Consider the following 9,038-nt stretch of genomic DNA (forward strand, 5'->3'; position numbering starts at 1 on the left):
CCGGCGCCTTGATGTCGATGAGGCGCTTGAGGCGGTTGTTGCGGATGATGACCCGCCGGTAGAGGTCGTTGAGGTCGCTGGTGGCGAAGCGCCCGCCCTCCAGCGGCACCAGCGGCCGCAGCTCCGGGGGAATGACCGGGATCACCCGCATCACCATCCACTCCGGTTTGTTCTCGCCGTTCTGGTTGGCCTCGCGGAACGCCTCCACGACGTTGAGCCGCTTGAGGGCCTTTGCCTTCCGCTGCTGACTGGTCTCGGTCTTGACCTGGTAGCGGAGCTCCTGCGCGATCCGGTCGAGCTCGAGGCGCTCGAGCATCGTCTCGATGGCCTCGCCCCCGATCATCGCGATGAATTTCTCCGGGTCCTCGTCGTTGAGTCGGTTGTTGTCCTCCCGGATCTGGTAGAGGATGTCGAAGTACTCCTCCTCGGTCAGGAGCTGGTTCTTCTCCACGCCCAGACGCTCGGCCGTACCCGGCTGGATGACGATGTAGTTCTCGTAGTAGATCACCTTCTCGAGGTCCTTCGACTTCAGGCCCAGAAGGTGGCCGATCTTGTTGGGGAGCGTCTTGAAGTACCAGATGTGCACCACCGGGACGCTCAGGGAGATGTGCCCCATGCGCTCCCTACGAACCGCCTTGCGGGTCACCTCGACTCCGCACCGGTCGCAGATGATGCCCTTGTACCGGATGCGCTTGTATTTTCCGCAGTGGCACTCGTAGTCCTTCACCGGCCCAAAAATCTTCTCGCAGAAGAGCCCGCCCATCTCCGGCTTGAAGGACCGGTAGTTGATGGTCTCCGGCTTCATGACCTCCCCGTACGACCGTTCCAGGATGTCTTCCGGAGAGGCGAGACTAATTTTGATGCTGTCGAAGTCTGTCTTGATCTCTTCCGAGTTACCGTACGGCATATTGGTTGGAAGTATGGATTTTTAGCGTGCGGGACAGGAGGCGGAAGCGGGTGGTACGACGAACGGACTGTGCTTCCGGAGGCCTCCGTTCGCCGTTCGCGGCTAGTCGAGCGTCACCTCGAGGCCGAGCCCTTGAAGCTCGCGGACGAGCACGTTGAAGCTCTCAGGAACGCCGGGCGACGGGAGGTTCTCTCCCTTCACGATCGACTCGTAGGCCTCGGAGCGGCCTTCCACGTCGTCCGACTTGTATGTGAGCATCTCCTGCAGCGTATTGGAGGCTCCGTACGCATAGAGCGCCCAGACCTCCATTTCGCCGAGGCGCTGACCGCCAAACTGCGCCTTTCCACCGAGGGGCTGCTGCGTGATGAGGCTGTACGGCCCAATAGACCGGGCGTGCATCTTGTCCTCGACGAGGTGCTCCAGCTTCATCATGTAGATCTGGCCCACCGTCGTCTTCTCGTCGAAGGGCTCGCCAGTGCGTCCATCGTAGAGCTGTATCTTGCCGTCTCGGGGGAGTCCGGCACTTTCCAGCTCGTCGCCCACGTCCTCAAGCGATGCGCCGTCGAAGATGGGAACGGAGTACTTCACACCGAGCTTGTCGCCCGCCCATCCAAGGAGGGTCTCGTAGATCTGACCCAGGTTCATCCGTGACGGGACGCCGAGCGGATTCAGCAGGATGTCGACGGGCGTTCCGTCTTCGAGGAACGGCATGTCCTCAACGGGAGCGACCTTCGCGATCACGCCCTTGTTGCCGTGGCGACCGGCCATCTTGTCGCCAACCTCGATCTTCTTCTTTCGGGCCACGTACACCTTCGCCATCTGAACGACGCCGGAGGGCAGTTCATCGCCCATCTCGACCTGGTGCTTCTGACGCTTGGTCGTGCCCTCAATGTCTCGGCGGCGCGACTTGTAATTCCGAAGGAGCGTACGGATGTCGTCGTTGAGTGCCTCGTCTTCGGTAAACTCAGCGCGCGTGCTCAGGTCGGCCGGGTCCACGTCATCGAACGCCTCCTCGTCGAACGCCGCCCCTTCGCTCAGAATGACCTCTCCATCCCGATCCTCGAGGCCTGTGCTGGCTGCGCCTTCGACGAGGCTGAAGAATTTGTCCCAGAACCGTTCATTCAGGTCCTCAAGTCTGCGCTCGTGTTCGTTCTCGATGTTTTCGAGCCGCTTCTCCTCCATCTTCTTCGAGGCCGGGTCGAGCTCACGGCGACTAAAGAGCTTCGTGTCGATCACGACACCGCCGTCCATGCCCGGCTTCGCCTTCAGCGAGGCGTCTTTCACGTCGCCGGCCTTGTCGCCAAAGATGGCGCGGAGCAGCTTCTCTTCGGGCGTGGGATCGGTCTCGCCCTTCGGCGTAATCTTGCCGACAATGATGTCGCCGGGCGTAATCTCGGCCCCGACGCGCACAATGCCTCGCTCGTCGAGGTCCTTGGTGGCCTCCTCACTCACGTTCGGGATCTCGCGGGTGAGCTCTTCCTCCCCCCGCTTCGTGTCGCGCACCTCGTGCTCGAATTCCTCGATGTGGACCGAGGTGTACACGTCGTTGGCGACCAGGCGCTCGCTGATGACAATGGCGTCTTCGTAATTGTATCCGTGCCAGGGCATGAACGCGGCAAGCACATTCTTGCCTAGAGCGAGCTCTCCCTTCTCCATGGCGAACCCGTCTGTGAGGACCTCGCCCTCCTCAACACGATCGCCCTGCTGAACGATCGGCTTCTGGTTCATGCAAGTGTCCTGATTGGTGCGCCGGAACTTGGTGAGCTCGTACTCTCGCACCGGCTCGCCGAAGGTCAGGTCTGTTTCTTCCTGATCCTCGTCGTAGCGCACCACGATGCGCTCGGCGTCGACGTACTCGACGACCCCTTCGCCTTCAGCCACGACGCACGACCGAGAATCCTTCGCCACACGGCTTTCGAGACCGGTGCCGACAATCGGGGAGTCGCTCCGGAGAAGCGGGACGGCCTGGCGCTGCATGTTCGATCCCATGAGCGCCCGGTTCGCGTCGTTGTGCGACAGGAAGGGAATGAGGCTGGCCGACGGGGAGACGATTTGATTCGGAGCCACGTCCATGTACTCCACGTCCTCCGGCTCCACCACGGGAAAGTCGCCGTGATGCCGGCAGCGGACCTCGTCCTGTCTGAAACGACCCTCGTCGTCAATCGGGGCGTTGGCCTGCGCGATTATGGCCTGATCTTCTTCCTCCGCCGAGAGGTATTCGACCTCCTCGGTTACTTGACCGTCTTCTACGACCCGGTACGGCGTCTCGAGAAAGCCGAAGTCGTTGATCGTGGCGTGCACGCAGAGGGACAGCATCAGGCCGATGTTCGGGCCCTCCGGGGTCTCAATCGGGCAGAGACGGCCGTAGTGCGTGTGGTGTACGTCTCGGACCTCGAAGCCCGCCCGCTCTCGCGTGAGCCCACCGGGCCCCAGCGCCGACATGCGACGCTTGTGCGTCATCTCCGCCAGCGCGTTGGTCTGATCCATGAACTGGCTCAGCTGATTCGTCCCGAAGAACGTGTTGATCACGCTCTCGATGGTGCGGGCATTTACCAGGTCCTTCGGCGTAAACTTGTCGGCGTCCCGCAGATTCATGCGCTCCTTGATGGTGCGTGCCATGCGGGCCAGGCCGAGGGAGAACTGCGAGCCAAGCTGCTCGCCGACCGTCTTCACCCGACGGTTGCTGAGGTGGTCGATGTCGTCGGCCATACTCTCGCCGTTCTGCAGCTCCACAAGCTCGCGGACGATGCCCACGACATCCTCCTTCGTGAGCACCTGCGTGTCGGTGTCCACGTCCAAATTCAAACGGGCATTGATGCGGTGGCGCCCCACGTCCCCCAGGTCGTACCGGTCTTCGTTGAAGAAGAGGCGGTTGAGGGCCTCCTGTGCAGAGTCGAGGTCGGGGGCTTCGCTGCCCCGAAGCTTCTCGTAAATCTCGTTGAGGGCCTCCTCCTCCGTGTGGGTCGGATCCTTCTTGAGGGTTTCCACGAGCGTGCTCTTGTCGAGCGCCTCGTCCTCGACATCTTCCCGGACGAGATAGAGACGGCTGATGTCGTACTCATCAAGCTCTTCCCAGTCCCCCTCTTCCAGCTCGTGCTCGGCCGGGAGCAGGACCTCGCGCTCTGTCTCCTCGTCGACGACCTCGCCGGTGTCCTCGTCGACAATCTCGATGGTCTTCTCGATGGTGACGCTGGTGGCGAGCTCGCGGCCCAGGTACTCCTCAAGCTCCTCCTCGTCTTCGATGTCGACCGCGTCGGCGAGATCAAACATCTTGACGATCTCCTCGTCGCTGGAGTACCCCAGCGCACGGAGAAGCGTGGTCACTGGCACCTTCTTCTTCCGGTCCACGTAGGCCCAGAGCACATCTCGGACATCCGTCGAAAACTCCATCCACGAGCCTCGGAACGGAATGACGCGGGCGCTGAAGAGCTCCGTACCGTTCGAGTGGATCTCCTTCTCGAAGAAGACCCCGGGGCTGCGATGGAGCTGCGAGACAATCACGCGCTCAGCCCCGTTTACGATAAATGTACCCCGATCCGTCATGAAGGGCAGGGTGCCGAGGTACACCTCCTGCTCGATAGCTTCGATGGCTTCCTCGTCCCCCTCCTCTTCTTTGCTCGATAGCCGGAGGGTGGCCTTCAGGGGCACCGAGTAGGTGAGGCCCTGAGCGATGCATTCTTCAACCGTGTGCTTCGGTGCGTCGAGCTCGTAGCTGACAAACTCGAGCGTGTACCGGTCCCGGTTGTCCTTGATCGGAAAATGCTCGTTGAAGACCTCCTGGAGGCCGACATTCTCCCGATCTTCAGGGGGGACATCGTCCTGCACAAAGTCATGAAATGTCTTCAGCTGAACATCCAGGAAGTCCGGATATTCCCACACCTGCGGGATGTCGGCGAAGCTCTTCCGGGACTTCGCATCTTCGATGTGTCCGGGTGTGGAGGTGTCACCGTTCAAAAAGGTCGGCATAGGCTACAGGAATCGCTCGCGTGAGTGTACTACAGCGCAGGGGTCCATGCCGCGAGGCATGGCGGGAGTCAGTGCGCGCAGCGGCGGTGAGCACCGCACACGATTCTCTGTGCAGGCCGGGCCGCTAAAAGGCACGGACGAGACAAGAGTGGGTGGGGAAACCACTTGGCAAACGAACTGGCGCAATGAGCCTCTGCGCGCACAATGAAAGGCTCATCTAGAGGATCCACCGGTCAGATTCACGACAGATAGTGCTGCCGGAGGGAGCCCCGACAGGTAGACGCGTTCCCTGCCAGTCGCCAGCGACTCGTGAGGAAGCTTTTCACTCGTAGAGACGCACGTAGACAGGACGCTAGTAACGATCGCCACTAAGGGTTGTTTCGGACAGATTCTTCTCGGCAAGAGGAATGGATGTTCGTGGCATCCAGAGACGCCGAAGGCCAACCCCCAAGGATGAGGGTCGGCCTCTCGAGCAGTCAGAGCGGGGGCTCTGGGCCCCGACCAGCAGGAGTTAGCGGATCTCTACCTCTCCTCCTGCGTCTTCGATCTGCGCTTTCAGGTCGTCGGCGTCGTCGCGGGGGATTCCCTCCTCGACAGGATTCGGGGCCTCGTCGACGAGGGACTTGGCCTCTTTCAGGCCCAGGCCGGTGATGGAGCGGACCTCCTTGATGACAGCAATTTTGTTGCCATCAATGCCGGTGAGTACGACGTCAAATTCCGTTTGCTCTTCTTCCTCCGCTTCGCCATCGCCGCCGGCTCCGTCTCCGGCAGCAACCGCGACGCCGGCCGAGGCGGGCTGGATGTCGTATTCCTCTTCGAGATGATTGGCAAGCTCGTTGGCCTCCTGAATGGTAAGCCCGACGAGCTGTTCGGCGAGTTCTTCGATGTCAGCCATAGGTTTTGGTAGTTGGTTGGTCCTGCGGCGGTCTACGCACCGGCCAATGGGGCGGCACTGCGCCGCGAATTAAGGCGAATGTGCAAGTGCAGTATTCCAAAAAGTGAAGGTGGCAAGACCTGAGCGCTTCCCAGGCGCCACAGCATCGGGGCTACTCGTCGTCTTCTTCCGCGAGGGATTGGAGAATGCCAGCCAGACGTTGTCCCGACCCTTGGATCCCCCCCACGATGTTCTGGGCCGGAGCCAGCAGCAGGCCCACGATCTCCCCGATGAGTTCCTCACGTGACTTGAGGTCAGCAAGCGTGTCGAGGGCCTCTGGATCGTCGTAGAGCTCCCCCTCGATCCAGGCAACCTTGAGCTCCGGACGCTCTGCCCCCTCCTCTTCGAGAAAGTCCTGGATCACACGGGCCGGCTTCGCCGGGTCCTCGCTGTACGCGACCGCCGTGGGGCCGGCGAAAAATTCCTCCAGGGCATCTTTCCCTTCGATGCGGTCGAGGGCAATTCGTGCTAGGGTATTCTTCGTGACCTGATACTCCACGTCTGCCTCGCGGAAACGGCCGCGCAACTCATTGGACTGAGCGACGGTCAGGCCCTGGAAATTTGTCAGGTAAATGATCGGGTACTTGCTGAGCTTTTCCCCAATGTCATCGATAATTTCTGCTTTTTCGGCGCGACTCTTCGACATAAGCTGAACAGAGGGATCGATTCAAGGCGGAAACGGGCGACGTACGGGCTGCTATCGGGCTTCACTGAGCACGGAGCCGCGATCAATCCGCACCGGCGGTCCCATGGTGGCCGACATGGTAATGGACCGCAGATACAGCCCCTTCGCTGAGGCGGGTCGGAGACGGATAACCTCCCGCAGGAACGCCCGAGCGTTCTCGTACAGTTCCTTGACCGAAAAGGAGGCCTTTCCGATGGCTGTGTGGAGGTTCCCGCTCCGATCGACCCGAAATTCGATCTTCCCGGCCTTCACCTCTTCCACAGCCTCGGCCACGTCCATCGTAACCGTCCCGCTCTTCGGGTTTGGCATCAGGCCACGGGGGCCCAGGATACGACCAAGCTGCCCAACCTGCCCCATGACATCAGGCGTCGCGATGGCAACGTCGAAGTCGAGCCAGTTTTCTTCCTGAATGCGTTCGATGTACTCCTCGAGTCCTACGTAATCGGCACCTGCCTCCTCCGCCTCGACCTGTTTTCCCTCACTCGCCAGCACGAGGACGCGCACCTCACGGCCTGTGCCATTGGGGAGCGTTATGGAGCCGCGCACCATCTGATCGGCGTGCTGGGGCTCGACCCCAAGCCGGAGGTCCATGTCGACAGATTCGTCGAAGTTGGCGGTTGCCGTCTCCTTGACAAGTTCCGCGGCTTCCCGGAGACTCACGGGCTCGTCCTGTTCTTCAACAGCTTCGAGCGCGTCACGGTAGCGTTTTCCTTCAGCTTGTGCCATGGTTCTGTGCGATTGGGCGGTACAACCGTTCTCCCGACGTGAAGAGGGAAGAACTCCCGCGTGAATGATTCTTGTACGAGGGCCCACAGGGACGAGGATGGCTCTTCCCCATAGACCCGGCGAGCTATTCTACGTGGTCCGGCTTTCCTTCCACTGTAATTCCCATGGACCGGGCCGTCCCCGCCACCATGCTCGCGCCCTGCTCCGCAGTGTGGGCATTCATGTCCTGGAGCTTCTGCTCAGCGATGTCCAGACAGTCCTCCCAACGCACCGTTGCGACATCTTCGCGAAGGGGATCTCCAGCGGCCGTTTCGATGTCTGCCTTCTGCTTCAAAAGCACCGATGCCGGTGGGCTCTTGACGATGAAATCGAAGGACCGATCGGCGTAGACGGTAATCTCGACCGGTAGCAGCGTGCCCATCCGGTCCTCGGTACGGGCATTGAATGCCTTGCAGAATTCCATGATGTTCACCCCGTGCTGTCCGAGGGCGGGGCCGATGGGTGGGGCCGGGTTGGCCTGCCCACCTTTGATTTGGAGCTTGATGGTCTGTTCAACAGGTTTTGCCATGGCTGCGGGGGCGGTGCGGGCGTCTCCCGGTGACTGCCGGGCCGACTTCCGCCGGATTGTTCAAAAGTATCTCGAGCGTCCAAGCGATCGCGGCAGGGCCTGCCGCACAGGAACCGGGCGTTACTCCTCGTGCTCGACCTGCAGGTAATCGAGCTCCACGGGCGTCTTGCGGCCAAAGATCGATACCATCACCTTTACCTTCATCTTGTCGGGATACACGTCTTCGACGATCCCGTTGAAGCTGTCAAAGGGGCCGTCCACGACCTTGACTGGATCCCCAACCTTGAAGGGAATCTCGGGCTGCTCGCCCATCTCCTCGGCACGGTCCATCTTGCCGAGAATCCGCTTGATCTCCTCTTCCCGAAGCTGAGTGGGCTCGTCTCCGGTCCCTGTCGTCAAGAAGCCGATCACCGATGGCAGGTCCTCCGCCATGTCTCGGAGTTCGGAAGTGAGCGTGCAGTTGAGAAGAATGTAGCCTGGGAAAAACGTTTTCTCTTTCGTCTTCTTCTCCCCTCCTTTCATCTCGAAGACCGTCTCCGTCGGGATCAGGATCTCTTCAATCTGGTCCTCAAGCCCTAGCCGCTCAATTTCACTTTCGAGGTAGCGGCGCACCTTCTTCTCGTGGTTCGAGAAGGTACGGAGCACGTACCACGTGTCCGAGTCCGTTTTTTTGGCCATGGCAAGTGTAGGGAATGCATGCGGCAGTGGATTCAGGGCCGAACACAAATCATCAGCGCGAGACTACACCCGATAGAGGATTTCCAGGATCCTCTGGATCACCTGGTCTGATAGGAAGATGAACCCGGAGATGATCATGGTGGCAACGATCGTAATGAGCGTACTGCTAATCAGCTCATCGCGGCCCGGCCAGTTTACCTTCTCCATCTCCGCGGCCACGTTCCGCAAGTAGTCCCAGATCCAAGTCATGAGAGAGCAGTTGGGATGTTCAAACCAAAGGCGAACGCCACAGCTTTTCACCGAGTGGGCCTCATCCTACGGCCAGGCGAAGGACCGGGCCCGATGGAACCAGTAAGCACGCCGGAATAGCACGGACGGGAGGACTCGAACCCCCAACCGGCGGATTTGGAGTCCGCTGCTCTCCCAGTTGAGCTACGCCCGCAGGTGCAGCGCCGAGTGTCGACGTCCGAGACTTTTGGGTGGTTCTGGTCGACACTCGACGTTCATGCTTGCAACTGCCTAGTCCAGGATGTCGGTAACGACGCCGGCCCCTACCGTGTGCCCCCCCTCCCGA

Annotated in this window: 7 protein-coding genes, 1 tRNA gene and 1 pseudogene; all 9 read right to left on the reverse strand. The window is 60.7% G+C overall.

The window, feature by feature from the left end; all coding sequences use genetic code 11:
• A pseudogene (locus ABEL04_RS14460) lies at window positions 1-907 on the reverse strand (DNA-directed RNA polymerase subunit beta'); the annotation flags it as partial.
• A gap of 102 nt (window positions 908-1,009) precedes the next feature.
• Window positions 1,010-4,873, reverse strand: coding sequence for a DNA-directed RNA polymerase subunit beta (gene rpoB / locus ABEL04_RS14465; protein WP_375803107.1), 3,864 nt, complete (start codon window positions 4,871-4,873; stop codon window positions 1,010-1,012).
• A 511-nt stretch (window positions 4,874-5,384) separates the two neighbouring features.
• Entirely contained in the window at window positions 5,385-5,768 is a 384-nt protein-coding gene (gene rplL, locus ABEL04_RS14470; RefSeq protein ID WP_375803108.1) for a 50S ribosomal protein L7/L12, read from the reverse strand.
• A gap of 151 nt (window positions 5,769-5,919) precedes the next feature.
• A complete protein-coding gene (gene rplJ / locus ABEL04_RS14475) occupies window positions 5,920-6,453 on the reverse strand; it encodes a 50S ribosomal protein L10 (RefSeq protein ID WP_375803109.1) in 534 nt (177 codons plus the stop codon).
• A 51-nt stretch (window positions 6,454-6,504) separates the two neighbouring features.
• On the reverse strand, window positions 6,505-7,218 hold the full coding sequence (gene rplA / locus ABEL04_RS14480) for a 50S ribosomal protein L1 (protein WP_375803110.1): 714 nt from the start codon (window positions 7,216-7,218) through the stop codon (window positions 6,505-6,507).
• 124 nt (window positions 7,219-7,342) lie between these two features.
• Window positions 7,343-7,786: a 50S ribosomal protein L11 gene (gene rplK, locus ABEL04_RS14485; RefSeq protein WP_375803111.1), complete on the reverse strand. Its 444-nt coding sequence runs from the start codon at window positions 7,784-7,786 to the stop codon at window positions 7,343-7,345.
• Between the two features lie 120 nt (window positions 7,787-7,906).
• A complete protein-coding gene (nusG, locus tag ABEL04_RS14490) occupies window positions 7,907-8,464 on the reverse strand; it encodes a transcription termination/antitermination protein NusG (protein WP_375803112.1) in 558 nt (185 codons plus the stop codon).
• 63 nt (window positions 8,465-8,527) lie between these two features.
• Complete coding sequence (gene secE / locus ABEL04_RS14495; protein ID WP_375803113.1) at window positions 8,528-8,713, reverse strand: preprotein translocase subunit SecE; 186 nt, start codon at window positions 8,711-8,713, stop codon at window positions 8,528-8,530.
• 120 nt (window positions 8,714-8,833) lie between these two features.
• A tRNA-Trp gene (locus ABEL04_RS14500) sits at window positions 8,834-8,906 on the reverse strand.
• Window positions 8,907-9,038: the final 132 nt, after the last annotated feature.

This window comes from Salinibacter sp. (assembly GCF_042218895.1).
In the GTDB taxonomy this organism is placed as follows: Bacteria; Bacteroidota; Rhodothermia; order Rhodothermales; family Salinibacteraceae; genus Salinibacter.

Excerpts from the sequence above, each read along its gene's own strand:
- rplL (WP_375803108.1), bottom strand. The coding sequence starts at position 5,768 with ATGGCTGACATCGAAGAACTCGCCGAACAGCTCGTCGGGCTTACCATT.
- rplA (WP_375803110.1), bottom strand. The coding sequence starts at position 7,218 with ATGGCACAAGCTGAAGGAAAACGCTACCGTGACGCGCTCGAAGCTGTT.
- rplK (WP_375803111.1), bottom strand. The coding sequence starts at position 7,786 with ATGGCAAAACCTGTTGAACAGACCATCAAGCTCCAAATCAAAGGTGGG.
- nusG (WP_375803112.1), bottom strand. The coding sequence starts at position 8,464 with ATGGCCAAAAAAACGGACTCGGACACGTGGTACGTGCTCCGTACCTTC.
- rpoB (WP_375803107.1), bottom strand. The coding sequence starts at position 4,873 with ATGCCGACCTTTTTGAACGGTGACACCTCCACACCCGGACACATCGAA.
- rplJ (WP_375803109.1), bottom strand. The coding sequence starts at position 6,453 with ATGTCGAAGAGTCGCGCCGAAAAAGCAGAAATTATCGATGACATTGGG.
- secE (WP_375803113.1), bottom strand. The coding sequence starts at position 8,713 with ATGACTTGGATCTGGGACTACTTGCGGAACGTGGCCGCGGAGATGGAG.